Origin of the sequence: Helicobacter pylori (genome assembly GCF_014498195.1) — a bacterium.
GTDB lineage: Bacteria > Campylobacterota > Campylobacteria > Campylobacterales > Helicobacteraceae > Helicobacter > Helicobacter pylori_DO.
Window position 1 is genome coordinate 45,262 of record NZ_JACTGH010000008.1, and the last position, 25,624, is coordinate 70,885.

The 25,624-nt window shown below is 39.0% G+C and carries 28 protein-coding genes and 2 pseudogenes; 10 read left to right on the forward strand and 20 right to left on the reverse strand.

The features are described 5' to 3' along the window. Positions 1–35: 35 nt before the first annotated feature. The 6 genes and pseudogenes from H7N67_RS08245 to flgB all read right to left on the reverse strand — a co-directional run. Positions 36–101: pseudogene (locus tag H7N67_RS08245) on the reverse strand (AAA family ATPase); the annotation flags it as partial. A gap of 326 nt (positions 102–427) precedes the next feature. Then, positions 428–2,275 carry a peptidoglycan D,D-transpeptidase FtsI family protein gene (locus H7N67_RS04820; protein ID WP_187939239.1) on the reverse strand — a complete coding sequence of 616 codons (1,848 nt, stop codon included), beginning with the start codon at positions 2,273–2,275 and terminating at the stop codon, positions 428–430. 6 nt (positions 2,276–2,281) lie between these two features. Then, positions 2,282–2,407 (reverse strand): transcriptional regulator, encoded by a 126-nt coding sequence (locus H7N67_RS04825; RefSeq protein ID WP_080223727.1) that lies wholly within the window; start codon positions 2,405–2,407, stop codon positions 2,282–2,284. A 23-nt stretch (positions 2,408–2,430) separates the two neighbouring features. Next, positions 2,431–2,760: a flagellar hook-basal body complex protein FliE gene (gene fliE, locus H7N67_RS04830; protein ID WP_001147918.1), complete on the reverse strand. Its 330-nt coding sequence runs from the start codon at positions 2,758–2,760 to the stop codon at positions 2,431–2,433. 127 nt (positions 2,761–2,887) lie between these two features. Continuing rightward, complete coding sequence (gene flgC, locus H7N67_RS04835; RefSeq protein ID WP_000480088.1) at positions 2,888–3,373, reverse strand: flagellar basal body rod protein FlgC; 486 nt, start codon at positions 3,371–3,373, stop codon at positions 2,888–2,890. Between the two features lie 13 nt (positions 3,374–3,386). Further along, positions 3,387–3,867: pseudogene (flgB, locus tag H7N67_RS04840) on the reverse strand (flagellar basal body rod protein FlgB). A gap of 159 nt (positions 3,868–4,026) precedes the next feature. Here flgB and H7N67_RS04845 point away from each other — a divergent pair. Next, positions 4,027–5,193 carry an FtsW/RodA/SpoVE family cell cycle protein gene (locus tag H7N67_RS04845; protein ID WP_187939240.1) on the forward strand — a complete coding sequence of 389 codons (1,167 nt, stop codon included), beginning with the start codon at positions 4,027–4,029 and terminating at the stop codon, positions 5,191–5,193. A 23-nt stretch (positions 5,194–5,216) separates the two neighbouring features. On the opposite strand, the gene H7N67_RS04850 is transcribed toward H7N67_RS04845, so the two are convergent. Beyond that, on the reverse strand, positions 5,217–6,218 hold the full coding sequence (locus tag H7N67_RS04850; RefSeq protein ID WP_187939241.1) for an ABC transporter substrate-binding protein: 1,002 nt from the start codon (positions 6,216–6,218) through the stop codon (positions 5,217–5,219). Between the two features lie 239 nt (positions 6,219–6,457). Here H7N67_RS04850 and H7N67_RS04855 point away from each other — a divergent pair, with 239 nt between their 5' ends. Further along, a complete protein-coding gene (locus H7N67_RS04855; protein ID WP_187939242.1) occupies positions 6,458–7,054 on the forward strand; it encodes a peroxiredoxin in 597 nt (198 codons plus the stop codon). A 145-nt stretch (positions 7,055–7,199) separates the two neighbouring features. Next, on the forward strand, positions 7,200–8,015 hold the full coding sequence (locus H7N67_RS04860; protein ID WP_150202284.1) for a MetQ/NlpA family ABC transporter substrate-binding protein: 816 nt from the start codon (positions 7,200–7,202) through the stop codon (positions 8,013–8,015). Positions 8,016–8,511: 496 nt separating this feature from the next. Here H7N67_RS04860 and mrdA read toward each other — a convergent pair whose 3' ends face one another. The 9 genes from mrdA to H7N67_RS04905 form a co-directional block, all read right to left on the reverse strand. Continuing rightward, a complete protein-coding gene (mrdA, locus tag H7N67_RS04865) occupies positions 8,512–10,278 on the reverse strand; it encodes a penicillin-binding protein 2 (RefSeq protein WP_187939243.1) in 1,767 nt (588 codons plus the stop codon). Next, on the reverse strand, positions 10,259–10,702 hold the full coding sequence (locus H7N67_RS04870; protein WP_187939244.1) for a hypothetical protein: 444 nt from the start codon (positions 10,700–10,702) through the stop codon (positions 10,259–10,261). Before H7N67_RS04870 ends, mrdA begins: the two co-directional genes overlap by 20 nt. Positions 10,703–10,711: 9 nt before the next feature. Further along, positions 10,712–11,338: a ribosome biogenesis GTP-binding protein YihA/YsxC gene (gene yihA, locus H7N67_RS04875; protein WP_001937540.1), complete on the reverse strand. Its 627-nt coding sequence runs from the start codon at positions 11,336–11,338 to the stop codon at positions 10,712–10,714. Beyond that, a complete protein-coding gene (gene lptA / locus H7N67_RS04880) occupies positions 11,335–11,892 on the reverse strand; it encodes a lipopolysaccharide transport periplasmic protein LptA (protein ID WP_187939245.1) in 558 nt (185 codons plus the stop codon). The genes yihA and lptA overlap by 4 nt, the downstream gene beginning before the upstream one ends. After that, on the reverse strand, positions 11,892–12,485 hold the full coding sequence (locus H7N67_RS04885) for a hypothetical protein (protein WP_147745687.1): 594 nt from the start codon (positions 12,483–12,485) through the stop codon (positions 11,892–11,894). Before H7N67_RS04885 ends, lptA begins: the two co-directional genes overlap by 1 nt. Then, the gene (locus tag H7N67_RS04890) at positions 12,460–12,954 is read right to left on the reverse strand and encodes a KdsC family phosphatase (protein ID WP_050841497.1); all 495 of its coding nucleotides are present in this window, start codon (positions 12,952–12,954) and stop codon (positions 12,460–12,462) included. The genes H7N67_RS04885 and H7N67_RS04890 overlap by 26 nt, the downstream gene beginning before the upstream one ends. Further along, positions 12,951–13,895, reverse strand: coding sequence for a septal ring lytic transglycosylase RlpA family protein (locus tag H7N67_RS04895; RefSeq protein ID WP_187939246.1), 945 nt, complete (start codon positions 13,893–13,895; stop codon positions 12,951–12,953). Before H7N67_RS04895 ends, H7N67_RS04890 begins: the two co-directional genes overlap by 4 nt. Then, entirely contained in the window at positions 13,895–15,019 is a 1,125-nt protein-coding gene (locus H7N67_RS04900) for a lytic transglycosylase domain-containing protein (protein ID WP_187939247.1), read from the reverse strand. Before H7N67_RS04900 ends, H7N67_RS04895 begins: the two co-directional genes overlap by 1 nt. 83 nt (positions 15,020–15,102) lie before the next feature. Beyond that, entirely contained in the window at positions 15,103–15,867 is a 765-nt protein-coding gene (locus H7N67_RS04905) for a TatD family hydrolase (protein ID WP_000469304.1), read from the reverse strand. Between the two features lie 74 nt (positions 15,868–15,941). Between H7N67_RS04905 and ribE the strand changes: the two genes are divergently transcribed. Genes ribE through metI form a run of 4 tightly spaced genes read left to right on the forward strand, consistent with a single transcriptional unit; the run spans position 15,942 to position 18,489 of the window. Next, the gene (ribE, locus tag H7N67_RS04910; RefSeq protein ID WP_187939248.1) at positions 15,942–16,562 is read left to right on the forward strand and encodes a riboflavin synthase; all 621 of its coding nucleotides are present in this window, start codon (positions 15,942–15,944) and stop codon (positions 16,560–16,562) included. After that, on the forward strand, positions 16,563–16,835 hold the full coding sequence (locus H7N67_RS04915) for a FlhB-like flagellar biosynthesis protein (RefSeq protein WP_001044044.1): 273 nt from the start codon (positions 16,563–16,565) through the stop codon (positions 16,833–16,835). 21 nt (positions 16,836–16,856) lie between these two features. Then, the gene (locus tag H7N67_RS04920; RefSeq protein WP_187939249.1) at positions 16,857–17,840 is read left to right on the forward strand and encodes a methionine ABC transporter ATP-binding protein; all 984 of its coding nucleotides are present in this window, start codon (positions 16,857–16,859) and stop codon (positions 17,838–17,840) included. 1 nt (position 17,841) lies between these two features. Further along, positions 17,842–18,489: a methionine ABC transporter permease gene (metI, locus tag H7N67_RS04925; RefSeq protein ID WP_187939250.1), complete on the forward strand. Its 648-nt coding sequence runs from the start codon at positions 17,842–17,844 to the stop codon at positions 18,487–18,489. A 31-nt stretch (positions 18,490–18,520) separates the two neighbouring features. Here the strand turns inward: metI and H7N67_RS04930 are convergent, their stop codons facing one another. The 4 genes from H7N67_RS04930 to wecA are packed head-to-tail and all read right to left on the reverse strand — an operon-like array spanning position 18,521 to position 21,729. Continuing rightward, a complete protein-coding gene (locus H7N67_RS04930; RefSeq protein WP_042636817.1) occupies positions 18,521–19,639 on the reverse strand; it encodes a glycosyltransferase family 8 protein in 1,119 nt (372 codons plus the stop codon). Positions 19,640–19,687: 48 nt separating this feature from the next. Beyond that, a complete protein-coding gene (locus H7N67_RS04935; protein ID WP_187939251.1) occupies positions 19,688–20,116 on the reverse strand; it encodes a hypothetical protein in 429 nt (142 codons plus the stop codon). A 9-nt stretch (positions 20,117–20,125) separates the two neighbouring features. Next, the gene (gene lpxF / locus H7N67_RS04940; RefSeq protein WP_120958728.1) at positions 20,126–20,722 is read right to left on the reverse strand and encodes a lipid A 4'-phosphatase; all 597 of its coding nucleotides are present in this window, start codon (positions 20,720–20,722) and stop codon (positions 20,126–20,128) included. Continuing rightward, positions 20,722–21,729, reverse strand: coding sequence for an undecaprenylphosphate N-acetylglucosaminyl transferase WecA (gene wecA, locus H7N67_RS04945; protein ID WP_187939252.1), 1,008 nt, complete (start codon positions 21,727–21,729; stop codon positions 20,722–20,724). Before wecA ends, lpxF begins: the two co-directional genes overlap by 1 nt. A gap of 126 nt (positions 21,730–21,855) precedes the next feature. Between wecA and pdxJ the strand changes: the two genes are divergently transcribed. The 3 genes from pdxJ (at position 21,856) to tsaD (ending at position 24,808) form a co-directional block, all read left to right on the forward strand. Further along, a complete protein-coding gene (gene pdxJ / locus H7N67_RS04950; RefSeq protein WP_187939253.1) occupies positions 21,856–22,644 on the forward strand; it encodes a pyridoxine 5'-phosphate synthase in 789 nt (262 codons plus the stop codon). A gap of 1 nt (position 22,645) precedes the next feature. Further along, positions 22,646–23,569 (forward strand): 4-hydroxythreonine-4-phosphate dehydrogenase, encoded by a 924-nt coding sequence (pdxA, locus tag H7N67_RS04955; protein WP_187939254.1) that lies wholly within the window; start codon positions 22,646–22,648, stop codon positions 23,567–23,569. 216 nt (positions 23,570–23,785) lie between these two features. Continuing rightward, positions 23,786–24,808: a tRNA (adenosine(37)-N6)-threonylcarbamoyltransferase complex transferase subunit TsaD gene (tsaD, locus tag H7N67_RS04960; protein ID WP_187939255.1), complete on the forward strand. Its 1,023-nt coding sequence runs from the start codon at positions 23,786–23,788 to the stop codon at positions 24,806–24,808. The last annotated feature ends 816 nt before the right edge of the window (positions 24,809–25,624 follow it).

Sequence of the window (25,624 nt, forward strand, 5' to 3'; positions counted from 1 at the left end):
AAAGGTTGTTTATTCTAACCTTTCAACTTTCTTTATTTAAAATTTTCCATTTTAAAGTGCTTGAAATTTTTGTAATTTTCAATCTCTATGCTTTTAATCATTTAAATTCGCCTTTTAGTTAGCTTGAATTGATGCCACTAGACATCGGCATAGTTGCTCTAATTTTACATTATTTTGATTAAATTTTGAACACTCGCCTATTGTAAACCTTGCGTTTAAATTACAATAACAAGTTAATCCGCATTCTTTTTTGGTTTAAGGGTTAGTTTTGATTGTCTTTCTAGGGATCATGCAAGTCTCATTTTATTTAATTGGGTTCAATCTAACTTGAACAGATCTTTTCTAATCTAGCCTCTAAATTTAGCCCCGAATCGCAGAGCCGGCAACTTAAGACTCCTTTTTTGGAGTTTGGGTTGAAAAGAGCCTTTTATTTTATTTTAAAGCGGTTTTTCTCCAAAGCGTTTTGAATCGCAATAGAGGGAGAGAGATAATTGTAACGCACTAAAATTTCGGTGATTTCTTTAAAAATGGGGGCTGCAATCTTGCTAGCGTAATATTCTTCCTTGCCGTGCGAGCCTAAGATAACCACGCCGATAGTGAAAACCTGCCTTTCATCTTCAGCGAACCCAAAAAAAGAGCTGTTGTAGGATTCCGCGCTATAACTCCCGTTTTTGGCAACCCTAGCCGTGCCGGTTTTGCCCCCTATGTATAGCCCTTCAAATTGAGCGTTTTTGCCTGTGCCATAACGCACCACTTTGATTAAGGTTTCTTTCATTTTCCTAGCGCTTTTGGGGCTAATGACTTGAAAAGTGGGTTTGGGGCTAGGGATGTAAATATCGCCATTAGGGGCGGTCTCTCGTTGCACTAAATAAGGGGTAGTCAATTTGCCTTCGTTAGAAAACACCGCATAAGCCCTTAAAAGCTGCAAAAAAGTCGCGTTCAACCCATAGCCATAAGAGACGCTGCCCTTTAACACTTCACGCTTGAAAGCGGACAAAGGAGGGATCTTCCCTGTGGCTTCTAAGGATAAATCAATGCCGGTTTTTTGAGAAAATCCATAGCCTAAAAGCCCGTTATAGAAATCCTCTGGGTTGAGATTTTTACTGATTTTTATCATGCCCACATTGCTAGATTGGATCAAAACGTCTTCCACAACGGCTTTTTTACTGGGGATAAAGTCGTCTTTAATGGTGTATTTTCCTAATTGGTAATAGCCATGGTTTAAATCAATGCGTTCTTTAGGGTTGATCAAATTCTTATCCAACAGCAAGGAATAAACAATGGGTTTAATCGTGCTGCCTGGCTCAAAAACCTTTTCAGCAACGCTCAAATTCAAGCTTTCATAATCGCTGGTTTTAATGGCGTTAGGATTGAAGCGCTTGCTTGAAGCCAGCGATAAGATTTCCCCGCTTTTAGGGTTGATAATGCCCACCAGGATTTCTTTAGCCTTGAGTTTGTCTTTGGTTTTATCCAATAGGGTTTCAATTTCTCTTTGGAGTTTTAAAGGAATGCTCAAATACACCTCATAGCCATCAAGCCGTTCAACCTCTGTGTAAGAGTGGTTTTGGATAAAATTAAAACTCACGTCTCTTTTGCCTGTTCTTATGCCATTTTGTTGGGCTTTAAGCAAATGATCTTGAGATTTTTCAACGCCTTTTTTACCGGTAGTTAAAGTGAGTTTGTCTTCTTCTTGTTTTTGCACATAGCCAATGATTGGCTCTAGGCTATTTTGATAAGGGTAATGCCTAGAAACGCCGCTCACTTCAATGTTTAGCCCTTGCTTTTGCCACACTTTATCGTGCATGTCTTTGAAATTTTGAAAAACCCCAAAGGTTAAAAATTTCTTATTCAAGTCCCTAATATTAGCGGCCATATTGGGCGTGAGATCATAGGCTAGAATAATATAACCTTTCGTATTGATGGCGTCTTTTAAGGACTTTTTAGGGATATTGCTATAAATAGAAAGGAAATCAATGAAAAAATCTTCTTTATCCGGGTTTAAAAACCTTGTATCAAAGCCCAGTTTGAAAAGGGTTTGCGAAGCGGCCAGGCTGTAGTTGTCTTGACTATAGATAGTCCCTCTAGTCGCAGTGTCTTGTTTGCTCATCACTAGAGTGGGCATGTTGGCTTGGGCAAAAAAAGCTTTTTTAAAAGCCACCATTAAAAAAACGATAAAAAGCAATAAAAAGATTAATGCTGTAACAGAGCCCTTGTCTCTTTGGGTTTCTAAGAATTGCTCTGGGTTGGAGTGGGAGTCAATGTTATTTTTATCCATGAACGCTTACTTGAAAATGGCGTAGCTTCGGTTTTTCACAACGCATGAGAACATGAATTTTTGATGGTAAAACCTGTTAAAATGGGGTGTAGCAACAACAAACTCTCTCTTTAAAAAGGACCAAGCGATCATTTAAAGAGAAGCCACTTAAGAGACTAGATCTGCGTTCTTAAAAGCTCTTTATAAGCACTAATCGCTTTGTTGCGCACTTCAAGCATGAGTTTCATGCTCGTTTCAGCCTTCCCTATAGCGATAGCCGCTTGGTGCAAGTCTTTGATTTGCCCTGTCGCCATGTCAGCTAAGGCTTTATCAGACTGCTCTTGAGTGTTGTTAAGCTCATTGATAGATTGTTTTAAGAGTTTAGAAAACTCCCCACCTTTTTGTTCTTTAAAGGTGCTACCCGATTCTTCTCTTTTAGTCCTGTTGTCCGTGTTAAGCTCAGAGAAAGGACTCAATAAGCTTTTATCATTGTGTATGGCTTGCATAGAACCTCCTTAAGCTCTTTTTTAAAAATTTAACTCTATTAAATATCTTATTCATTTCTGTATTCTACTGATCTTTGGCTAATGCTACCTAAATTTTCTTATACTACCATAAATTGTTACAAATCATTCATGTTTGTAACATGCCAATCGCGTTTTGCGCCATGTTTTTAGCGCTTTGAAAGGCTGCAACATTAGCCTGATAAGCCCTAGTCGCTTCCACTAGATCCGCCATTTCAACCACCGCATTCACATTGGGGTAAGCCACATAGCCTTGAGCGTTAGCGTCAGGGTGGCTGGGATCATATTTCATTAACGGCTCGCTATCATCGCGCGCAATCTTATCCACCACCACGCTTGTAATGGGGATTAAGGGGTTGTCATCGCCTTCATCTAAGGGATCTTCATAGGGGGTAATTTGATTGTTTTGGGCGATTTTTTGGTTTAAAATCTCATTGAAATCAAAAGCCTTAAACACCGCTTCTTGCCTCCTATAAGGGCCTCCTTCGCTCGTGCGCGTGGTGTTAGCGTTAGCGATATTAGAAGAAATCAAATTAGCCCTTAAGCGTTGGGCGGACAAACCATAACCGCTAATATCAAAAGAAGATAAAAACATGCTTTTCTCCTAATTATAAATTCTTACTAGAGTCAATGGCGTAATTGATCACGCCTCGATACTTTTTTAAGGCTGAACTCAAGGCTAAATACATGGTAGAGTTCTTGCCCATTTCACTCGTTTCAATGTCTAAATCCACGCTGTTGCCATCATTCTTAGCCAAATGCCCATCTCTAAAAAAAAGGCTCGCCCCATCTTTAGCGCTATTTTCAAAGTCTAAATGCCTAGGATTAGTGTGGGCTAAAGGCAAAACTTTACTGGATTGGTTTTCAAAAATTTCCGCTTTTTTCTCCGCTAAAACGCTTTCAAAATCCAAATCCTTTGGCCTATAAAAAGGGGTATCCACATTAGCGATGTTAGAAGCGATCATATCCTGCCTTAAAGCCCTATAATCTAACGCTTTATAAACCAACCCAAACGCTTTAGAAAAATCCATACAAAACCCCTTTTTTAAACCCTTGCAAATTAATAACATGCAAAAAGCATTCCAAAATCGGCTCGCTTTTTTCTCGCTTCTCATTAAAGAATGCGATGAATTTCACAGCATGCTTAAAGTTGGAGCGATAAGCCAATTCAGAGCCATTATAGTGTAAAATACCCCTAAAATACCTTAAAATAACGCCTATTCAAAAAACCAAAATAAGGAAATCCTAATGACTACAGACAGAAACCTGTTTTTTTGCGCTTCGTTGTTGATTTTTTTAGGGGTATTGATGAGCTATTCGCTCTCAACTTACACCACAGTGGTGCTGTATCATTATGGGGAATTCCATTTTTTTATACGACAGCTTGTGAGCGCTATCATGGGCATTATTATCATGTGGGGGTTGTCTAGGGTTGATCCTAGCAAGTGGTTTAGCCGTTTGGGGTTTTTTCTCCTTTTTGTCCCATCATTACTTATTATTGGCATGTTTTTTTTGCCAGAAAGCCTTTCCAGCAGCGCAGGGGGGGCGAAGCGCTGGATCCGTTTGGGGTTTTTCTCTCTAGCGCCTTTGGAGTTTTTAAAGATTGGTTTCACCTTTTTTCTTGCGTGGAGTTTGTCTCGCACCTTTGTGGCAAAAGAAAAGGCTAATGTCAAAGAAGAGCTGATCGCTTTTGTGCCTTATTCGTTTGTGTTTGTGGCCTTAGCGATTGGGGTGGGGATTTTGCAAAACGATTTGGGGCAGATTGTTCTTTTGGGGGCGGTTTTAGCGGTGTTATTGGTCTTTTCTGGGGGGAGCACGCATTTATTTGGCTTGATTGTTTCAGGGGCGTTTGCGATTAGCGTTTTAGCGATTGTTACAAGCGAACATAGGATTTTACGCCTAAAATTATGGTGGTCTAATTTACAAAATTCGCTTTTCACGCTTTTGCCGGACAAATTAGCGAACGCTCTTAGAATAAGCGACTTGCCCGAATCCTATCAAGTCTTTCATGCAGGCAATGCCATGCATAATGGGGGGTTATTAGGGCAAGGGCTTGGGCTTGGGCAAATCAAGCTTGGGTTTTTGAGCGAAGTGCATACGGACATGGTTTTAGCTGGGATCGCCGAAGAATGGGGGTTTTTGGGGTTATGCGTTTGTTTTATTTTGTTTTCTGTCATGATTGTTTTGATTTTTAGGATCGCTAACCGCTTGAAAGAGCCAAAATATTCGCTATTTTGCGTGGGCGTGGTGCTGCTTTTAGGGTTTTCTTTGGTGATTAATGCTTTTGGGGTGGGCGGAATCTTTCCGGTTAAAGGCCTTGCAGTGCCGTTTTTGAGCTATGGAGGGAGTTCGCTTTTAGCGAATTGTATCGCTATAGGGCTTGTTCTAAGCCTAGCGCGATACACGAAAGGCTAAAAAATATCAGCCTTTTTTAAAAATTAATGCCATAAAAAGGGCTCAACTTCTGCATCATTCAAATCAAAAACCACTTTATAATAGTCTTTCACCATCGCATTAATATCCACGCCCTTAAACGCTTCAGGGTGGGCTTTTAAAGCGATAAATAAGCTAATGAGCGGGGCTCTAGGCCCGCCAATGTCCATTGTGGGGAGCTTATAAACTTGCTTGTTTTTAATGGCTTTGATGGTAGCAAATTTGGGGTTGTTTAACACGTCTTCAGGGCTAAGCGGGCTTATCCACCAAATAAAGATAATCTCAGGGTTTTCTTTAACGATTTTTTCCACGCTAATGTCAGCGCGCCCAAATTTGACGTATTTCAAGCCAAAATTGTCTATGCCCCCTTTTTCCAAAATGTCTGAATCAAGGGCTTGATGGCCGCTGATTTTATTGGCTTTATGGAAAAGCTCCACCCCTTTTTTCTTTTTAACGCCTTTCAAACGCTCAGCAATAAAATCCAAAGTTTCTTGCATTTTGGCTAGTTTTTTAGAAGCGTCAATTTCTAAGGCTTTAGCTTGAGCGTCAATATCTTCCATGACTTCTGCAATGGTTTTTTCTTGGAAAGAAAGGAATGAAATCCCAAATTTTTTCGCATGCTCTACCGCTTTAGGGTTGCCCACAAAGGTTACCACAAGATCGGGACCAAGCTTTTTTAAAAGCTCCACATTCAACGCCGCCACATGATCACTGCTCATGGATTTAATGCGTTTAGGATCTTTGAGAGTGGCTTTAACAATATCAGATTTAAAAGCGTAATCCGAAATACCCACGACCCTATCCCAAGTATGGAGCATAGCAGGCACTTCTGCAAAGCTACCCAAGTAGATTATTTTAGAAACAGGAAGCTTGATGGCTTGATCCCCGAAATAATCCTTGACTTGGACTTCTTGCACTGAAGCGTTAGCCACGCCTAATAACGATGAAACAATAAGTGCACCTAAAGAATAAGAGATTAAAGCTTTTTTAAAGCGAGCGATTAGCATGACAATTCCTTTCGTATGATTTATGAAGCGATTATAACACTATTCAAGGAAATACAAGCAGTAAAAATGAAACTATTTTTCACAAAATCCTAAAATATTAAAGAAAATATTTTTTCATTAACTTTTTAAGATTATACTCCACCATGTTTCCGCTGATTGAGTGGAAAGCATAATAAATTAAATCTGTTTTAGGTTTAATTTTGATCCAACAAAATTTTAAAACACTTAAGGAGTTGTATATGTTAGTTACAAAACTTGCCCCAGACTTTAAAGCACCTGCCGTTTTAGGAAACAATGAGGTTGATGAACACTTTGAGCTTTCTAAAAATTTAGGTAGAAGCGGTGCGATTCTTTTCTTTTGGCCAAAAGATTTTACTTTTGTATGCCCTACAGAAATCATTGCGTTTGACAAAAGAGTGAAAGACTTCCAAGAAAAAGGCTTTAATGTGATTGGCGTGTCTATTGACAGCGAACAAGTGCATTTCGCATGGAAAAACACCCCTGTGGAAAAAGGCGGTATTGGTCAAGTGTCTTTCCCTATGGTGGCTGATATTACTAAGAGCATTTCTAGAGACTATGATGTGCTGTTTGAAGAAGCGATCGCTTTGAGAGGTGCTTTTTTGATTGACAAAAACATGAAAATAAGACACGCAGTGATCAATGACTTGCCATTGGGTAGGAATGCTGATGAAATGCTTCGCATGGTAGACGCTCTCTTACACTTTGAAGAACATGGCGAAGTATGCCCAGCAGGTTGGAGAAAAGGCGATAAAGGCATGAAAGCGACTCATCAAGGCGTTGCAGAATATCTTAAAGAAAATTCCATTAACCTTTAATGGTTTGATTCGCTGTTTGATCAAGAGAAACTTCGTTTTTCTTGGTTGAATCCTTTTCTTTTTATTCTTTGCCAGTTTCTAAAATTTTCGTATCGTTTTATCTTTTTATCATTTTTGAATTAATTTTTTTAATAAAGGGGTTTTTATGAATGCATTCAAGCGTATTATTAGTGTGGGGGTAATTGCTTTAGGTTTGTTTAACCTTTTAGACGCCAAACACCACAAAGAAAAAAAAGAAAACCACAAAATCACTCGTGAGCTTAAAGTGGGCGCTAACCCTGTGCCGCATGCGCAAATCTTGCAATCAGTCGTGGACGATTTGAAAGAGAAAGGGATCAAATTAGTGATCGTGTCTTTTACGGATTATGTGTTGCCTAATTTAGCGCTCAATGACGGCTCTTTAGACGCGAATTACTTCCAGCACCGCCCTTATTTGGACAGATTTAATTTGGACAGAAAAATGCACCTTGTTGGTTTGGCCAATATCCATGTGGAGCCTTTAAGATTTTATTCTCAAAAAATCACAGACATTAAAAACCTTAAAAAAGGCTCAGTGATTGCCGTGCCAAACGATCCGGCCAATCAAGGCAGGGCGTTGATTTTACTCCATAAACAAGGCCTTATCGCTCTCAAAGACCCAAGCAATCTATACGCTACGGAGTTTGATATTGTCAAAAATCCTTACAACATCAAAATCAAGCCTTTAGAAGCCGCGCTATTGCCTAAAGTTTTAGGGGATGTGGATGGGGCTATTGTAACAGGGAATTATGCCTTGCAAGCAAAACTCACCGGAGCCTTATTTTCAGAAGACAAGGACTCGCCTTATGCTAATCTTGTAGCCGCTCGTGAGGATAACGCGCAAGATGAAGCCATAAAAGCGCTGATTGAAGCCTTACAAAGCGAAAAGACCAGGAAATTTATTTTGGATACCTATAAAGGGGCGATTATCCCGGCTTTTTAAGCCATTTGGATAAAATTCATCTTTAAGATGAATGGGGTGTTTTAGGCGCTAATAAAAGGCTTTGTTCTCATTGGACATTGATCAAAAATACTAAAAGTATTTTTAAAATAAAACGAAAAGAGCTTGCGCTAATCAAGCGATAATTTCTTAAAAAGTGCTATTGATTGAGGGGGGGGAGGAATGGCGCAAAATAACCCCCTATCAGAAAAATTGTTGCTATTAAAAAATTTTAAACAATGAAGCGATTGACTAAAAACCATTTTTTAAAAAACATTAAATAAGACTTTAGTTATCAACATTTGATTAGAATAAAGCCAAAAATACAACAAGCCTAAATCTAACTGAAGTTACCCTTTTAGATTTTCCTCTAATAGAGGCTAGTTTTAAACAATTATTAGACTGAGTGAGTTATAGAGCGATAGAATCAGTTGGAAACAAGTTGGCTGATTGTCTTTAGCGTTTGGGTTAATGCGTTTTTGAAAAGATTTGGGGTTTATTAAAGATAGCCAAGCTCATAGAGTTTGTTGCTCATTTTCACTAACAACCCCCCCAGTTTTGACCCTCCCTCCCCATGTTCTACTAAAATAGTGATAGCGTATTTGGGTTTTTCATAGGGCAAGAATGCCGTAATCCACGCATGGGATCGATGGAAATATTCCATATCCTTTTCTTTCATGCGATTGACGATGTTTTGAGCGATTTCTACGACTTGCGCGGTGCCGGTTTTACACGCTAAAGTAACCTTAGAACCTCTTGTGGAATGATAAGCCGTGCCGTCTTTATGGTTGCACACTTCATACATGCCCACGCGCAAGGCTTGGAGTTTCTTTTTTTGAAAGCTATTCAAGGGATCTTTGAGCGGCTGTTGGTTATGGATAGCAAAATGAGGCGTCGCCAGTTTGCCTGTCGCAATGAGGCCCGTGTAGGCTAGCACTTGTAAGGGGGTGGCTAAAAAAGAGCCTTGCCCAATAGCGGTAATGAGCGTGTCCCCAACGCGCCAGTCTTGATTGAAGCGTTTGAGCTTCCACAAATTATCCGGCACAATCCCCACAAATTCATTCGGCAAATCAACGCCCGTTTTTTCCCCAAAGCCCACTTCCCTTAAGGTTTTAGAGAGTTTTTCTATAGAGATTTCAAGCCCAAATTTATAAAAATACACATCCACGGACTCCCTAATCGCTTTATACAAATTAGAATTGCCATGCCCTGTTTTTTTCCAGTCCCTGAATTTGCGCTTACCCACTTCAATAAAAGGGGGGGTGGGTATGGTGGTGTTTTCTGTGATATGAAGGTTTTCTAAAAAGCTCAAGCCCACGCCCATTTTAACCACAGATCCCGGCGGGTATAAAGCGTTAGCGAAGCGGTTTAATAAGGGGTTATAAATATCATCTTGGAGTTTTTGCCATTTGTCTTGACTGATCCCGCCCACAAAATCGTTCAAATTGTATTCAGGGTAACTTCCTGCAACGAGCAATTCCCCATTTTCTGCGTTCATCACTAAAATAGCCCCCCTTTTATTTTCAAAGAGCTTGTCCGCTTCTTTTTGCAAGCGTTTGTCTAAACTCAATTGCAAGTGGTTATTGGCGCTTGGTGGCACGACTTCTAAGGTGGCTAATTCCTGATTGAGTGCATTGACATGCACGATTTTATAACCCACCTTGCCTTGTAAAAGCTTGTTGTATTCTTTTTCAATGCCGGTTTTGCCTACAATCTGGCTGTATTGATTCTCTTCATCGTCTTTTAAATCTTGCAAACTTGCCACCCCCACATAACCTAAAACATGCGAAGCTAAAGCGTTATTAGGGTAGTAGCGCTTGTCTAAAGGGCGCACAAAAATGCCTTGAGTTTGGATGAGTTTGGTATAAAGGGATTGCATGGTGGCATAGGGAATGAAGCCCACCACTTTGATGAGGTTATGGTTATAGAGCGAATTTTCTTTTTGGTAATTGTTTAAAAGCGTTTCTTTGGAAAAATTAGGGAAAAACTTTTGGATCACCTCAATTTTTTCTAAAAGCTCTTTTTGTTTCAATCTGCTGGGCAAAAACACGCCAAACACCAATTCATTAATGGCTAAAAACTCATGGTTTCTGTCTGTAATATTGCCCCTTGTAGGGACTAAAAATTCCTTTTTGGTCATGTTGCGTTCGGCCAGTTTTTCATAGTATTCTTGATTTTTAACGCTTAGAATAAACAGATTTAAGATTAATAACCCCCAAACCCCTATAAAAACAAAGAGCAAAAGCTTATAGCGAAGACTTTTCATTTAAACCCCACAAAGCGCCCTCTATGAGTGCAAAAAGAGCGAAAAGACCTAGCGTTTTCAAGCCCAAAGACACAGAAAAAAAATGCGATAGATAGAGATAATAAATAAAAAACGCATGCAAAGTTTTGAATAAAAAGCCGTCATTAAAAAACTTTAAAGAGTTTTTATAGACGATTTGATGGTAGATTAAAAACAATAAAGCTAAAACGCCTAAAGTCTTTAAATGCATGCTTTCAAACCAAAACAAGCAACCAAACACGCTCAAACTTGGCAGAAAATGGTCGTATTTTTTCGCATAAAACAAAAATAAAAACCCAATCATAGGGGGTAAAAAAGGCATCAAGTCCCTTAAAAGGCTATAAAAATAAAAACCAAAGATCCCTAAACATAAGAAAAAAAAAGAATCTTGTTTTAAAGAGAGCATTCTTGTGGCTTATAAAGGGTTAGTGAGCAAGTGTTTTAATAAGGTTTGGCGCACTATTTCAAGGGTTGGGTATTTTGAAGAAAGGGCGTTAAAATGGGTGGTATTGATTAAAAAGGGTTTAGGGGCGTTTAAAAAAAGGCGGTGTTGTTCGTTTTTATTCAACTTGTCAAATTTCGTAAAAAGAGAGAGATAGGCTTGATCGGGCCTTAAAAGGGCTTGAATGCTTTCTTTGGCGTTTTTGTCAATTTCTAAATCCAAATGGCGCGCATCTATCAAGTGGATAAAGAGCTTGATAGAAACCCTAACGCTCAATAATTCCCATAAAAACCCCTCCCATTCTTTTTTCAAGCTTTTAGAAACTTTAGCGTAGCCAAACCCGGGCAAATCAATCGCATTAAAGGTTGTTATTAAAGCGTTTTCTTTATCTTCCCAAGTGGTGGAAAAAAAATTCGCTAAACGGGTTTTTCCAGGCGTCGCTGAGCTTTTGGCGAGATTTTTTCCTAATAGAGTATTGATAAAAGTGCTTTTACCTACATTGCTGCGCCCTAAAATGACCATTTCAGAAGTCAGGCTCGCAGGGCATTGCGAAAGATTGCTAGAAGAAGTGAGAAAATGAGCGTCTTTAATGACAATCATGGTTTTGCCTTAGCGTCCTTCTTTTTTTGTTTCGCCTTACGATTTTCTTCATTAATGTCTTCCATATCAAACACAAATTTAGCGGGCCGTTTCGCGCCCCCCAACACATCAGCATAACCCTTGGTTTTGTTTAAAATGATTTCATCGCCGGTGATGACATTAGATTTCCCCACTTCTCTAACCACCGCATTTTGCAATAATTTGTATTCCCCATTCAGCGCGTTATAAATGAGCTTGTCAGCGCTCCCGCTGATTTCACGATTATCTTCTGTAAAGATGTTAAAATGCGTGTTCCCTGTGGCTTCATAACGCTCTGGCTTTCGTTTATCGTTTAAAAACACGCTCACTTTATCCGCAAACAACCGGTCTTTACCTTTTTTGATCTGCACATTGCCTTGAATAACGGCGGTTTTGGTTTTGTCGTTCGCCACAAATTGGTTGCCAGTAATCTCTAAAAGCTCTCTTTCTTTTTTCAAACCTTTATTATCTGTTTTTTGAGCGCTCATCACGCTTAAAATACCAAAACAACACACAAGAACACACCACCAACGCATTAAAATCCTCCTTTGAAAGTGGGGAGTTTTTTCTTTTCTTTCTGGCTTTGTTTGATTTCATCTAAGAATAAATACGCTTGAATGCTTTGAGCTTCAATAATAGCTAAAGCATGCGAATAAGAAATGTCAAGCCCTTCAATCTTGCTATCTTTTGAAGTGAGAATGAAACGGCCCTTGCCTTTAAAATTTTGCTCTTTATGGTTGTAAATCCCTGTTTCACTCCAAAAACTGGAATCATCGCTTCTTTTATAAGTAACCCCATTAGGGAAGAAATACAAATCCTGCTGCCGCTTGGCTTTAGGGGATTCAACGCTTTCAATGGTGTCTTCATCATAGCGCTTGATTTTGGAATCAAAAAAGATTTCGTAATCATCGTATTGTAGAGCTTTTTTGCCTTCTATGGACAGATCAAGGATCTTATCGTTGATCTGAAACGCTTTAAAATTTTCTAATTCAATTTTAGGGATATTTTCTTTAGAGACCACGCTAGTGGGTTGGGAACGCAAAAAGAAAAACACTAGCCCTATCGTGATGAAAGACAAAACCACAAAAAAATTTAAAACGCTATTAGAGGTAAAGCTTGAGCGCTTCATCTTGCAAACCTTCTAATTCTAAAAGATAATCAATCGCTTCCCTAACGGCCCCCTTACCCCCTGAGTTTTGCAACACTTTATAGGCCTTGCTTTTAAGCAAGGGGTGCGCATCAAAAGGGGCGAAACTCAAAGCGCATGCCTTAAACATGCCTAAATCGTTATAATCATCGCCTACGCATGCGATTTCTTGCGCACTCAATTGCAAGTCTTTTTTGAGCCGCTCCACAACCACGCTTTTATTTTCAACGCCCATAAAAACAAACTGAACGCCCAAACTCTCCATGCGTTTTTTCACCATGATTGAAGTTCTTCCTGTAATGATAGCGATTTTTTTGCCTAATTTTTGCCATAGCGTCATGCCAAGCCCGTCTTTGACATTGAAAGCCTTGAATTCGTGAAAATTTTCATCAAAATACAACGATCCGTCTGTGAGCGTGCCATCCACATCTAAAAGCAATAACTTAATCATTCTCTCGTTAAAACCGCATTCTGGTTATATTTTTTCATAAAATCCCTAGCCTCTTCTTCGCTTTGAAACCCTTGAACTAAAACTTTATACAAATCGTCTTTAAAAGCAACCTTGACGCTGTAATTCTTATTCTCTGCTTGCAATTTATCCGCTAAAGTTTGAGCGCCTATTTGGTTTCTAAAAGCCCCCATTTGCAAAGAAAATTTCCCTCCGCTCACGCTTTTTTCGCTCTCGCCGACTTTAAATTCCTTGTGCAAGATCTTTGAAGAGCTGGCGTTAAAGGATTGTTCGTATTGCGTGGAGATAACCCCACCAAAACCCAAAACAATAAGACGCACGCTGGCTGTGCCTTTTTTAACCATGTCAATATCCCTAGCGGCCGCATTAGACAAATCAATGATGCGATCGCTCACAAAAGGCCCTCTATCATTAATGCGCACAATGGTGCTTAAATTATTATCAACATTGATGACTTTCACCACGGTGTTCATGGGTAAAGTCTTGTGCGCGGCGGTGTGGGCGTACATGTTATAAATTTCCCCATTACTGGTTTTTTTGGCATGGAAATTGGGGCCATACCAGCTCGCAATGCCATCAAATTTCTCGCCTAAATCCACTTTAGTGGGGTAATACCACTTACCCCCCACTTGATAAGGGCGCATGGTGGCTCTTTGGATCGCGCTAGAATCGCGCATGCCGTTATCTAGGGGTTGTTTTGTATTGTTACCTTGCGAATCGGTGTGGTGTTTGAAATGGCGTTCAAAAAAATTGCGTTTATAGGTGGCTTTTTTGGTTGTTGGGTCATAATCTTTAGCGTTTTCATAAGCGCGCAAGCTTTCATGCTTGTAAGACAAATTCTTTACCCCATTTTTTTTAACCGCGCAAGCGCTAATCAAAAAAACAACGCCTAAAAAACAAACTCTTTTCAACGCCCAACCCATTAAAATTCCCTTGTAGCGAGTAACTTTTTGTTAGTGGGGATGATTAAGCGTTGGTGGATAAAAATACTAGAATCTTTGAGGTTATTGGCTAATTGGATGCTAGAAATGCTGACTTGATAGCGTTTAGCGATAGAAGATAAGGTTTCTTTAGGCAAGACCACATGGGTGATGAAAGGGTTTTTAGGATTAGCTTGAGCGTTTTTATTTTGTTTGAGTTGGCGTTGTTTGAAAAGGGCGAGTTTTTCATAAGGGATATAAATGGTGTAGGTGGGGTCTTTAGAAGGCAGGATATTATAGCGGAATTGGTGGTTGTAAGATTTTAAGGTTTCTAAACTCAAATTCAAATTTTTGGCCACTTGGACTAAAGAAGTGTGCCTTTTAAACGGGACGCCCACTAAACTCACCCTCGCCCCACGATTGAGCAAATACTCTTTATCTTTGAGGTTGTCTAGGCTATTGAACTTTAACGCTAGGCTTAGAATGGAGCGGATATACTCTCGTGTCTCTTTAGGGAGGTATTTTTTATCTTCATCTAACAAAATTTTAATGTCTGAAGTGCCGGCGGCTTTAATAGCGTTTTGAACCTTTCGTAAGCCGTAATTATACGCCATAGCGACCAAATACCACTCCCCGGTTTGTTTGTAGAGCCGTTTCAAATAGGTGATCGCCGCTTGAGTGCTTTTAATGGGATCTCTCCTTTCATCAATGTAATGATTGACCTTAAGCCCTAACTCTTTGGCCGTGCTTGGCATGAATTGCCAAATCCCTACCGCTTTTTTCCTGCTATAAGCCCTTGATGAAAACTTAGATTCGGCCATGGCTAAAAATAAAAATTCTTGCGGCACGCTCGCTTCTATGAGCATGTTTTTAATGATAGGGATGAATTGGTAATTCACATCAAATCTTTTGACTAACTTTTTCCATTCCTCTTCTTTATTCACCTTTTTTAAAACGCCTGGCATTTGGGATAAAAAGCTCGCATTGACCCCAAAAGCCTCTAACGCTTTGGTGTCAATATTAGATTCAAAAGCCATCTTCGCATGACTTAAAGAAGCCAACAAAAGCCAATGGGCAACAAAAAAAACCAACCATTTTTGACTAAAACACTTCATTCTTTTTGGCATCATATCCTAATAATTAATCTAGCTTTTAAAATAGCCTTGATTATAACTAAACTTGAATAACGCTTTCTAACACAGCCCTAATTTTAGGGGAAGTTAAAAAGCGTTTGAGCGTTATGCGTGCTTAAAGAAGCGAGCTCTTCAGTTTCTATGTGGATGATTTCGGCAATTTTTTGAGCGATTAAAGGGATATAAGTGGGGCTATTCCTAGTGCCTCTAAAAGGGTGTGGGGTTAGATAAGGCGAATCCGTTTCTAAAAGAAGCCTGTTTTTAGGGATTTTAGGGAGGATCTCTACCAGTCTTTTAGCGTTTTTAAAAGTGCTAACCCCTCCTATCCCATAGTAAAAACGATCGCTCAATTCCAAAAGCATGCTATCAGCGTTAAAGCAATGCAACACCCCAAAAGCTTTAGGATAGCTTTTTAAAAGATTCAAACTATCAAAACTCGCCTCTCTAATATGGATAATCAAGGGTTTGTTGTGTTGGATAGAAAACTCAATCTGTTTGGTGAAAATTTCTTTTTGTTTGCTTTTATAACTCTCTCTTTCATTCAATTCAGGCAAGCGGTAGTAATCCAGTCCGCATTCGCCTATCGCCACGCATTTTTGATGACTGACAAATTTTTCAAACAAATTTTCATCAAAGCTTTCCACATCATAAGGGTGAGCGCCTATGGCAAAAAACACGCCTTCAAATTTTTCGCTAATCCCTACCGCTCTATTCAAATCCTTCATGTCCGCGCCCGGAATCACGCATTGAGTAACGCCTTTTTCTAAACTTTCTTTTAACACTTCGTCTAAATCGTTTTCATAATCCTTGTGATCCAAATGGCAATGCGTGTCTATAAACATGCTTTTATCCTATGGTTTTATTTAGTATGTTACAATAATCAAACATTCTAACATAAGGAGAATAACAATCAATTATGTTTAGTGGGTTAATCCATAAAATAGCTAAAGTGGAGAGTTTCCACAACAATATTTTAAGCATAGAGAGCGATCTCAATCCCAAGCTTGGCGACAGCATTGCGGTTAATGGGGCGTGTTTGACCGCTATAGAAAGTTCAAAAACGCATTTTAGCGTGGAATTGAGCCAAAAAACCCAAAACAGCGTAGCGTTAGAAAATTACAAGGATTTAGTCCATATTGAGCCAGCCCTAAAAGCGAACGCTAGTTTAGACGGGCATTTTGTGCAAGGGCATATTGACGCTATCGGGGTCATTGAAAAAATCATTCACAACTCTAATCAAGTGGATTTTTTCATCAGCGCTTCTAAAGAAACGCTTTTGTTGTGCGTTGAGCAAGGCTCTATTGCAGTTGATGGGGTGAGTTTGACTTTAAGCAAGGTAGAAGAAAAGGGGTTTTGGCTAACGATTATCCCTTACACTTTAGAAAACACCCTTTTTAAAACTTACCCACTCAAACGGCGCGTGAATATTGAAACAGACATGCTAGTCCGCAGCGTTGCGTCTATTTTGAAAAAAATAAAAGGGTTTGAAAAAAATTTCTCTTGGAATGACGCGGATTCTTTGACTTTAGGGTATTAGATGAATAAAACCATAAAAGCCGCCGCTCTAGCCTATAACATGGGGCAAGATCATGCCCCAAAAGTGATCGCAAGCGGGGTGGGCGAAGTGGCTAAAAGGATCATTCAAAAAGCTAAAGAATGCGATATAGCGCTCTTTTCTAACCCCATGCTAGTGGATTCGCTTTTAAAGGTGGAATTAGACTGCGCGATACCTGAAGAATTGTATGAAAGCGTGGTGCAAGTGTTTTTATGGCTCAATAGCGTGGAAAATAACGCGCAAATGTCCAAGTGATCGGGATATAAAGTTAAAACGATGGTAGTAGAATTAAAAAACATTGAAAAGATTTATGAAAACGGATTCCATGCTCTAAAAGGCGTGAATTTGGAATTGAAAAAAGGCGATATTTTAGGCGTGATAGGCTATTCAGGGGCGGGGAAATCCACGCTCATTCGCTTGATTAATTGTTTGGAGCGCCCCAGTTCTGGCGAAGTTCTAGTCAATGGGGTCAATCTGTTAAAATTAAAGCCTAAAGAATTGCAAAAAGCGCGCCAAAAAATAGGCATGATTTTCCAGCACTTCAATTTATTGAGCGCTAAAAACGTGTTTGAAAACATCGCTTTCGCTTTAGAAATCGCCCGATGGGAAAAAACTAAGATTAAATCAAGGGTGCATGAATTGTTGGAATTAGTGGGGTTAGAAGATAAAATGCATTTTTATCCTAAACAGCTCAGCGGTGGGCAAAAGCAACGAGTGGCGATCGCTAGGAGTTTAGCGAATTGCCCTGATTTACTGCTTTGCGATGAAGCCACATCCGCTTTGGATTCTAAAACCACGCATTCTATTTTAACGCTTCTAAGCGGCATTCAAAAAAAGCTTAATTTGAGCATCGTTTTCATCACGCATGAAATTGAAGTGGTTAAAGAATTGTGCAATCAAATGTGCGTGATCAGCAGCGGCGAAATCGTGGAAAGAGGCTCGGTGGAAGAAATTTTTGCCAACCCTAAATATGCCGTTACTAAAGAATTGCTTGGCATCAAAAACGAGCATGGGGATCAAAAATCGCAAGACGTTTATCGTATCGTGTTTTTAGGGGAGCATTTAGACGAGCCGATCATTTCTAATTTGATCAGGCGTTTTAAAATAGACATGAGCATCATTTCAGGCAACATTGAAGAGCTTACGACTAAAGATATAGGGTATTTAGTGGTGCGGTTTTTAGGCAGCACTATAGAGACTCAAAGGGCTTTAGAGTATCTAAACGCTTTAGGCTTACAAGTGGAAAAATTAAAGGATTAAAATGATTTCTCAAATGCTCATTCAAGCCACGCTAGAAACGCTTTATATGGTGTTTGTGGCGAGCTTTTTGGCGGTTGTTTTTGGCTTGCCTTTGGGGGTTTTATTGTTAGTGAGTAAAAAAGGGCATTTGTTAAACAAGCCCCTTTTGCATAAAATTTTAGACACTTCCATCAACATGACTCGCTCTTTCCCTTTTATCATTCTCATTATTTTGCTCCTGCCTTTATCGCGCTTTTTGATTGGCACAAGCATTGGCTCTAGCGCGAGCATTATCCCGCTAGCCATTTCAGCCATTCCTTTTGTCGCAAAGCTTTTTGAAAATTCTTTAATGGAAGTAGAGCATGGCAAGATTGAAACCACTTTAAGCTTAGGAGCGTCTCACTTGGGAGTCATTAAAATGATGCTTTTAGAGAGCCTGCCCTCTTTAGTGAACAATATCACCATCACCTTAATTTCTTTAATAGGCTATTCGGCTATGGCAGGAGCGTTAGGGGCTGGAGGTTTGGGGGATTTAGCCATTAGGATTGGCTATCAAAGTTATAGGGGCGATGTGCTTTTTTATGCGGTGGTTGTGATTATTGTTTTGGTGCAAATCATTCAAAGCGTAGGGGATTATGTGGTGAAACGCCTGAGAAAGCATAAGTATTAGGGATTTGGTTTCGCCCTGTGATTCCAACAAATTAGAACTTTTTTTGAAAAAAATTTTTTTGAAAGAAAGTTTTTATTGGTTTAGACCATCGTTCTTTAACCACTAAATTATAGTAATGAGATGCAAAAACTTTAATGGAGCGTATGCTCACTTCATAGAGATGCTTGTCTTGAGAAAAATAATGGATTTTTTGAGCAATATCTCGGTATTCTACGCGTTTTTTTTGCATTTCCAGAGTGAAGTCTTTCCAAAATGGAGTGTGTGCAAGCATCTCTAACCACAGGTGGTATTGATTCCCCAAAGGGAACTCCCAAGGTTTGCCATTGTAAATTCCAAGAGCATCTTTATCAGATTCATAGTGCATGATAATAGGGTTTGAAAGAATGTCTTGAATTTGAGAGATCTCATAGGGGATTTGCTGGCGATGGATAAATTCATTGGGTTTGTCTTGGTGGATGATTTCAAACCGAATGGGTAAGGAAGCTTTATGTCTCAAATCATCAAGTTCTTCTTGATAATAATAAGGCAGAACGCAATAGTGTAAGGGAAGTTCTTTAATATAAGCATGCAAATGGTGTATTAATGTAGGTTCTTTAAAATATGGACGCATTACTTGAATTTTAAATTTTTCTAAGACCTGTTGGGTGAAAGAGTGCTCTCGCATGTAATCCAAATTGCAAAACCAAAACCCCTCTGTAACTGATTGTGATACTAAACTTATCACACCACTCAAATGAAAAGATTCGCTTGTGTCTAAAGCGATAAAATCATCAGCGAAAGCTCTGCAAAAGACCACATCCACATCAGACCAAATCATTTTGCTGTATTGGGGGAATAAACTAGGGAGAAGGTATTTGACCAAAATCATTCTAGAATAGCGATTAACCCATGCACTATCCGTGATGGTGGGCAAAGAATCAAGAGTGGCGCTAATATCTTGGCATTTTAAAGCGGCAAAATGTTTGAAAGGTTTGATAGTTTCTTGGAGCCTGTTTAGATCATCTTCATTCAAACCGCTATAGAATATATAGATACTGAAAAATACCCCTTCAACTGCACGATGGGCAATGCATAAAGAGTAGAGAGCCACAGCCCCTGTTTTTAGGTAGTTTTTATCAAAGGCAAAGGCAATAGGGATTTCATGTTGCATCAATTTTCCTTGGAGATTTTGTGAAAATAAACTATATCATAGCTTATGTTAGTTTTTATTGATAAATTTATCCATCTGTTTTTCTAAGTCTATGATTTGCGTTATCGCTCCTTCTAAAATTTCAAAATTTTTAGCGTTTTTTGGGGCAACGCATGCGAGTTTGTTGGAAGCTTTTTCTAACGATTGGAGGTTTTTAAGCAAGGTTTTTAAAACTTCTACGCTTTTAAAATCCTTTTCAAAATAGTCATCAAATTGCTGTTCTGTTTGAGACAAGTTCTCTAAAAAAGCGCTTTGAAGGCGTATTTGGGTGCGATCATGCCCGGTTTCTATGCAGGTTTTATAAGCTTGATGGATCGTAGTCAAAACTTCTTGGGCTTTCAAAAAAGCCTTTGAAAGCTCAACAATGATTTCATAATGTTCGCCTTCCGCTCTTAAAAACCCTAAAAAGAGCACAATGAATAATAATTTTTTTAGCACTTTATCCCTTTACCATTGATAAGAAAAGCTCACCCCATAGCGGCTACTGCCCTTAAAATCGCTAGAAATTTCAGGATAGAGCATCCATTGCTTGGGTTTGTAGCGTGAAGTGAATAAATAAGCAAACCCCCATGCGATAAGGCTGCCGATCGTAACTTGCAAGATCGTGTGTTGTCTTGCCACCACTCTGCTAGCGTCAGTGAGGATTGCAAGAGCGATCACAGGAAGAGCCGGCTTCCACCCATAGCGGTAATACACAAACCCAGCCGCGCTAAACACCCCCCCAGCATGCCCGCTTGGCATGCCTCTCCAAGAATTACAGCACGGGCGTTTAGCAAATTCCACTCTAGCCCCATCTTTATGGGCGTTATTAAAAGCTCCTTTAAGGCCATAAATCACTCCTTGAGTAACCAATGTGCCGACCGCTAATTCCCCTAAACCTCTATAATCGCGCATCGCCAAACTGACCGTGCCCACAAAAATAGGCAAAAACCTAAGCACATCACCGATCTCTTCTAAAATGTATGCCCCCTCATTGATCGGCTCACTCCTTAAAGGATAGACCCATAAGAGTAGGCTCAAAAAAAGACCTTTGAGTTTTTTCATTAAAACGCTCGCTTTTCTAAAGCATAAACCCGCCTGTTTAAATAAGCATAGCCCATTAAATAGCATGCGATAAAGACTAGGCTAATGACAATGAGCGCATAAGCGTTTAAGCGAAAAAAGGTGCTGATTAGAATAAAAGGCAAGTTGCACAGAATAAGGATAAGCGTGCATAAAGGGTTGGGGTAATTGAAAGAGCGTTGTTGCAAGAATTTAAATAAAAGGGTGTGCAAATGCAAGTTATCCGGCATGGTGGCTTTCTGGCGTTTTATTTTGCGCCTAAGGATACTAAAAAGCACCTCTATGACCGGATAAAGCATTAAATTGAGCCCAAAAAACACGCTGATTTTTTGCTCCAAACTCAAATTCAAAAGGGAGATCCCGCACACCAAGCCCAAAAAATACGCCCCTCCATCGCCTAAAAAAATCTTTCCTAAAGGGAAATTTAACACCATAAACCCAAGCACCATGTAAGCTAATAGGCACGCCAAACTGCTAGGCTCTATATAATGGATGACTAAAAGAGTAATCGTGCAAATCCCTGATGCAAGCCCGTTAAACCCGTCAATGATATTAATAGCGTTACTGATGCCCACTAGCATAAAAATTGCGAATAAAAAAGCGATAAAATAAGGCAAGCTAAAAAGGGGCGAAAAATCGCTCACCACTAAAGGCGTTGATGAGATGATGCAAATAACCCCTACGGCTTGCAAAATAAGGCGTATTTTGGGGCTTAATGAAAGGTTAATGTCTTCTAAAAAACCGCTTAAAAAGACTAACAACAAACCCAAAAAAACAAAAAACCCCTTAAAAGGCATTTCAAAAGGTTCAAAATAACAAGCCAACGCAAAAGAAAGAAAGATCCCAAGCCCCCCGGCTCGTGGGGTTCTTGCATGATGAAAGCCTTGGATTTTATTAGCGTTATCCACAAAAAGCATGGATTTTTTAGACCACAGAACAATCAAAGAGCAAATAAATAAACTGGTTAAAAAATATAGCACCCACAACACTTTTTATTGGATTTAGTATTTTCACTATTATAGCAAAAGATAGCTTGATGATAAAATCTTATAGGTGTAAGAGGCGGGTTTTATGTTACAATTCCAAAAATCATTATTATAAAATAAAGGATAGTCATGCGTTTTGGATTGAATATTGATCACATTGTTACTTTAAGAGAAGTGAGAAAGACTTATGAGCCTGAGATTTTAGAAGCCCTATTTATTGCTAAAAACACCCATAAAGTGGATTTAATCACCATTCATTTAAGAGAAGACAAACGACACATTCAAAATGAAGATGTTTTGAGGCTGCTTGAAATAAGCCCTTTGCCTATCAATATTGAATGCTCTATCAATGCAGCAATCACTGATTTTTTATGCTCTTTGAAAAATAAGCCAAGTAAGGTTACGATCGTGCCTGAAAACAGAAATGAGGTTACGACAGAGGGGGGATTGGATTGCTCATTAAAGGGTTTAGAAGAGGTGATTAGAGCGTATCACAATAAGGGCATTGAAGTGTCTTTGTTTATTGATCCTTTAAAAGACGCTCTGCATTTTGCAAGGGAGCATCAAGTCAAGCAAGTGGAGTTCCACACTGGGGTGTATGCGAATTTGCACAACGCTTTATATTCTAACGCTAACAATCAAATCCATGCCATTAGCGTGCTCAAAGACAAAAGCCCTAAAGAATTGAAAGAAGAATTGCACAACGCCTTTTTGCAATTAAGAAGAATGAGTAAAGAAGCGTTTTTTATGGGCATCACGGCGTGCGCAGGGCATGGGTTGAATTATACTAATGTGAAAGAATTGTTAAAAATCCCCTCTTTAAGAGAGCTTAATATCGGTCATAGCGTGATTTCAAAGGCGGTTTTAGTGGGTTTAGAAAAAGCGATTTTAGAAATGGCACAACTTATTAAGCGATAAAATGGCTAAAAAGAAAATTGCGATCAGTTGCGGGGATGTTCAAGGCGTAGGCTTAGAATTGATTTTAAAAAGCCATAAGGAAGTGAGCGCGATTTGTGAGCCGTTGTATCTCACTGATAGCGAACTTTTAGAGCGGGCCAACCAATTGCTTCATAACGCTTATGAAACTAAAACGCTTAACACGCTCGCTATTGATTCCCCCTTACCCTTATTGAACTCTAGCACGATAGGCAAAGTCAGCGCTCAAAGCGGGGCGTATAGTTTTGAGAGTTTTAAAAAGGCTTGCGAGTTAGCGGATAGTAAAGAAGTGGATGGCATTTGCACTTTGCCTATCAACAAACTCGCATGGCAACAAGCTCAAATCCCTTTTGTGGGGCATACCGATTTTTTAAAGCAACGCTACAAAGATCATCAAATTATTATGATGCTTGGGTGTTCAAAACTCTTTGTGGGGCTATTTAGCGACCATGTGCCTTTAGGGGCGGTTTCTCAACTCATTCAAGTAGAGGCGTTAGTTAAGTTTTTATTAGCGTTTCAAAAAAGCACTCAAGCTCAAATCGTCCAAGTGTGTGGCTTTAACCCCCATGCGGGCGAAGAGGGCTTGTTTGGGGAAGAAGATGAAAAGATTTTAAAAGCCATTCAAAAGAGCAACCAAACGCTGGGTTTTGAATGCTTTTTAGGGCCATTGCCCGCTGATAGCGCTTTTGCCCCCAATAAACGCAAGATAACCCCCTTTTATGTGAGCATGAGCCATGATGTGGGGCTAGCTCCTTTAAAAGCACTCTATTTTGATGAAAGCATCAATGTGAGTTTGAACGCTCCCATTTTACGCGCTTCCACTGACCACGGCACGGCGTTTGATATCGCTTATCAAAACAAAGCGAACAACAAAAGCTATTTGAATGCGATCAAATACTTAGCTTAAAGGCTTTTTCTAAAAAGGGGCTTATTTCATTCAAAGCTTTAATTTTAGATTTCATCTCTTTATTCTTCATGCTCAATGTTTAATTCTAGCTTTCTATTCATTGGTATTTTTGTCATTGGTATTTTTGTAAATCCACTTTTTAGTTTTGGTTTAAAGGCTTTAGAATGCCGCTAACAAGGTATAATTCAAGCAAAAACACCACCCAAAGATAAAGACATGATTTTAAGCATTGAAAGTTCTTGCGATGACAGCTCTTTAGCCCTTACAAGAATAGAGGACGCCAAACTTATCGCTCATTTTAAAATCTCTCAAGAAAAGCACCACAGCTCTTATGGGGGCGTTGTGCCTGAGCTTGCATCGCGCTTGCATGCTGAGAATTTGCCGCTCTTATTAGAACGCATTAAAATAAGCTTGAATAAGGATTTTTCCAAAATTAAAGCCATCGCTATTACTAATCAGCCAGGTTTGAGCGTTACTTTAATAGAAGGTTTGATGATGGCGAAAGCCTTGAGTTTGTCTTTGAATTTACCCTTAATTTTAGAAGATCATTTGAGAGGGCATGTGTATTCGCTATTCATCAATGAAAAACAAACCTGCATGCCTTTAAGCGTGCTCTTAGTCTCTGGGGGGCATTCTTTGATTTTAGAAGCTAGAGATTATGAAGACATTAAAATCGTTGCCACGAGTTTGGACGATAGCTTTGGGGAGAGTTTTGATAAGGTTTCTAAAATGCTTGATTTAGGCTATCCAGGAGGCCCCATAGTGGAAAAATTAGCCCTTGATTATAGGCATCCAAACGAGCCTTTAATGTTCCCTATCCCTTTAAAAAACAGCCCGAATCTGGCTTTTAGCTTTTCAGGTTTAAAAAATGCGGTGCGTTTGGAGATTGAAAAAAACGCCCATGATTTGAACGATGAGGTAAAACAAAAGATTGGCTATCATTTTCAAAGCGCGGCTATTGAGCATTTAATCCAGCAAACCAAACGCTATTTTAAAATCAAGCACCCTAAAATTTTTGGTATTGTGGGGGGAGCGAGCCAAAATCTAGCCTTAAGAAAGGCGTTTGAAAATTTGTGCGATGAGTTTGATTGCAAGCTTGTTTTAGCCCCTTTAGAATTTTGCAGCGACAATGCCGCCATGATAGGGCGATCCAGCCTAGAAGCTTATCAAAAAAAGTGCTTTGTCCCTTTAGAAAAGGCCAACATTTCGCCAAGAACGCTGTTAAAAAGTTTTGAATGAATGGATACAAAAAAGAAAGCGCTAAAACGCCCTAAAATTTATCAACCTTTTATCTGTATTTGAGATGATTATTGAATAAAAACGCATTAAACTGAATTAACGAGTAAGCAAAAAGCCTTGAAACGCTTGACGAGATACAAGAATAAAGTCCCAAGCGTAACGCTTGTTATTTTGAACCTATGTTTTATAATAATTTTGTATTCAGTATTATTCTCATACTTTTTTATAAGTTTTAAGCTAACTTTAATGATTATTGTATTATAGTTTCGTCATAAAAAAGGGTTTAAAAAACCTTAAGAGCTATTAACTCTCGAGGATTTGTAGTTTAGTATAGTGGTGTTGCGAGCACCATTAACACTATGATAATCATGATTAATTTCATATTTGTCTCCTTGTTTATTAATTTGTGGCATGTTTCTTAACATGCATTATTATTCTTCAAACCATTAAGTTAGTTTCAAGTGTATGCAAAAACACAGCCACATGTTTTGTTGTATCATAAAATAATATTTTTCAGTCTAAATCCCATTAGAATAAGGTATTAAGCATAAAATAAAAAATTTCTATAAACTACTGATCTCAAGCTGAATTTTGACATACTTACTTGTGAAAAACATAATATTACAAGACACTGAGAAGAGCAGAGTTAATTCTACTAACAAGGTTTTTATAGCGCTTAAAAATGCTAATCATTCATTTCAAACGCTAAAAGCGTTTGGGATTTCTTGCTTGAATGGGTTTAAATTTTTATTAAAAGAGCGTTTTTAGTCAAATTTAATCTTATTTTTGTTATAATTCTAGGTTATTAAGTTTTAG

Excerpts from the sequence above, each read along its gene's own strand:
- H7N67_RS04825 (WP_080223727.1), bottom strand. The coding sequence starts at position 2,407 with ATGATCGCTTGGTCCTTTTTAAAGAGAGAGTTTGTTGTTGCTACACCC.
- mrdA (WP_187939243.1), bottom strand. The coding sequence starts at position 10,278 with ATGAAAAGTCTTCGCTATAAGCTTTTGCTCTTTGTTTTTATAGGGGTT.
- H7N67_RS04885 (WP_147745687.1), bottom strand. The coding sequence starts at position 12,485 with ATGAAGCGCTCAAGCTTTACCTCTAATAGCGTTTTAAATTTTTTTGTG.
- ribE (WP_187939248.1), top strand. The coding sequence starts at position 15,942 with ATGTTTAGTGGGTTAATCCATAAAATAGCTAAAGTGGAGAGTTTCCAC.
- H7N67_RS04845 (WP_187939240.1), top strand. The coding sequence starts at position 4,027 with ATGACTACAGACAGAAACCTGTTTTTTTGCGCTTCGTTGTTGATTTTT.
- H7N67_RS04900 (WP_187939247.1), bottom strand. The coding sequence starts at position 15,019 with ATGCCAAAAAGAATGAAGTGTTTTAGTCAAAAATGGTTGGTTTTTTTT.
- H7N67_RS04855 (WP_187939242.1), top strand. The coding sequence starts at position 6,458 with ATGTTAGTTACAAAACTTGCCCCAGACTTTAAAGCACCTGCCGTTTTA.
- pdxA (WP_187939254.1), top strand. The coding sequence starts at position 22,646 with ATGGCTAAAAAGAAAATTGCGATCAGTTGCGGGGATGTTCAAGGCGTA.
- H7N67_RS04920 (WP_187939249.1), top strand. The coding sequence starts at position 16,857 with ATGGTAGTAGAATTAAAAAACATTGAAAAGATTTATGAAAACGGATTC.
- H7N67_RS04850 (WP_187939241.1), bottom strand. The coding sequence starts at position 6,218 with ATGCTAATCGCTCGCTTTAAAAAAGCTTTAATCTCTTATTCTTTAGGT.
- pdxJ (WP_187939253.1), top strand. The coding sequence starts at position 21,856 with ATGCGTTTTGGATTGAATATTGATCACATTGTTACTTTAAGAGAAGTG.
- H7N67_RS04860 (WP_150202284.1), top strand. The coding sequence starts at position 7,200 with ATGAATGCATTCAAGCGTATTATTAGTGTGGGGGTAATTGCTTTAGGT.
- fliE (WP_001147918.1), bottom strand. The coding sequence starts at position 2,760 with ATGCAAGCCATACACAATGATAAAAGCTTATTGAGTCCTTTCTCTGAG.
- lpxF (WP_120958728.1), bottom strand. The coding sequence starts at position 20,722 with ATGAAAAAACTCAAAGGTCTTTTTTTGAGCCTACTCTTATGGGTCTAT.
- H7N67_RS04930 (WP_042636817.1), bottom strand. The coding sequence starts at position 19,639 with ATGCAACATGAAATCCCTATTGCCTTTGCCTTTGATAAAAACTACCTA.
- H7N67_RS04890 (WP_050841497.1), bottom strand. The coding sequence starts at position 12,954 with ATGATTAAGTTATTGCTTTTAGATGTGGATGGCACGCTCACAGACGGA.
- metI (WP_187939250.1), top strand. The coding sequence starts at position 17,842 with ATGATTTCTCAAATGCTCATTCAAGCCACGCTAGAAACGCTTTATATG.
- yihA (WP_001937540.1), bottom strand. The coding sequence starts at position 11,338 with ATGATTGTCATTAAAGACGCTCATTTTCTCACTTCTTCTAGCAATCTT.
- tsaD (WP_187939255.1), top strand. The coding sequence starts at position 23,786 with ATGATTTTAAGCATTGAAAGTTCTTGCGATGACAGCTCTTTAGCCCTT.
- H7N67_RS04915 (WP_001044044.1), top strand. The coding sequence starts at position 16,563 with ATGAATAAAACCATAAAAGCCGCCGCTCTAGCCTATAACATGGGGCAA.
- H7N67_RS04870 (WP_187939244.1), bottom strand. The coding sequence starts at position 10,702 with ATGCTCTCTTTAAAACAAGATTCTTTTTTTTTCTTATGTTTAGGGATC.
- H7N67_RS04820 (WP_187939239.1), bottom strand. The coding sequence starts at position 2,275 with ATGGATAAAAATAACATTGACTCCCACTCCAACCCAGAGCAATTCTTA.
- lptA (WP_187939245.1), bottom strand. The coding sequence starts at position 11,892 with ATGCGTTGGTGGTGTGTTCTTGTGTGTTGTTTTGGTATTTTAAGCGTG.
- flgC (WP_000480088.1), bottom strand. The coding sequence starts at position 3,373 with ATGTTTTTATCTTCTTTTGATATTAGCGGTTATGGTTTGTCCGCCCAA.
- H7N67_RS04895 (WP_187939246.1), bottom strand. The coding sequence starts at position 13,895 with ATGGGTTGGGCGTTGAAAAGAGTTTGTTTTTTAGGCGTTGTTTTTTTG.
- H7N67_RS04905 (WP_000469304.1), bottom strand. The coding sequence starts at position 15,867 with ATGTTTATAGACACGCATTGCCATTTGGATCACAAGGATTATGAAAAC.